Below are 829 nucleotides of genomic sequence, written 5' to 3'. Positions count from 1 at the left end.
GTACACGGCGACCGTCAAGGTCACCGACCCCTCCGGCAGGTCGGCCACCGCCTCGGTGCGGATCACCGTCGGCAACACGGCCCCGACCGTGCGCATCGACACCCCCGCCGACGGCCGCATCTACGACTTCGGCGCGGCCATCCCCTTCAGGGTGACCGTGACCGACCCGGAGGACGGCGCCGTCGACTGCTCCCGGGTGAAGGTCACCTTCGTCATCGGCCACGACAGCCACGGCCACCCGCAGACCTCGGCCACCGGCTGCACCGGCACCCTGCGGACCCTGGCCGACGGCGAGCACGACCCGAACGCCAACATCTTCGGCGTCGTCGACGCCGAGTACACCGACCGGGGCGCGGGCGGCCAGCCCGCCTCGACCATCGCCCCGTAGGCCGCGTCGGCCAGCCGCAGCGCCGCGGGGCGCCGGCCGGGGCCGCGGGCCAGCACCGGGACGATGTTGGGGTGGTCGCGCAGCGCGTTGCGGTAGGACACCGCCCAGTCGTGCAGCGCCGTCCGCCAGTCCCGGCCGTCCTCGAACATCGACAGGTCGACCTGCGCGCTCACCGAGTCCGCCACCGCCTCCAGGATCTCGTCCTTGGTGCGGAAGTGGTTGTAGAGCGACGGCCCGCTGACCCCCAGCTCGGCGGCGAGCCGACGGGTGGAGACCGCCGTCAGCCCTTCCGCGTCCACCAGCGCACGCGCCGTCTCCACGATCCGGTCGGTGCTGAGCAAGGGCTTGCGCGGTCGGGCCAGGGCGCACATAGTAGGGCTGCGACAGTACACTAGCAGTGCTAATTAACGTGTGCACGATCACGCGCGTCTCACATTCGCA

At 71.9% G+C, this 829-nt stretch carries 1 protein-coding gene and 1 pseudogene; one reads left to right on the top strand and one right to left on the bottom strand.

Annotation, left to right across the window (positions count from 1 at the left end; genetic code table 11):
- The first annotated feature begins 55 nt into the window (after positions 1-55).
- Positions 56-388, top strand: a complete 333-nt coding sequence (locus LPA54_RS42975) for an Ig-like domain-containing protein (protein WP_308112911.1) — start codon at positions 56-58, stop codon at positions 386-388.
- Here the strand turns inward: LPA54_RS42975 and LPA54_RS42970 are convergent.
- A pseudogene (locus tag LPA54_RS42970) lies at positions 352-759 on the bottom strand (TetR/AcrR family transcriptional regulator); the annotation flags it as partial. The gene LPA54_RS42975 and the pseudogene LPA54_RS42970 overlap by 37 nt on opposite strands.
- Between the last annotated feature and the right edge of the window lie 70 nt (positions 760-829).

The organism is Streptomyces sp. DH12, assembly GCF_020873895.1.
GTDB lineage: Bacteria > Actinomycetota > Actinomycetes > Streptomycetales > Streptomycetaceae > Streptomyces.
This window is presented reverse-complemented; position numbering and strand designations above follow the sequence as displayed.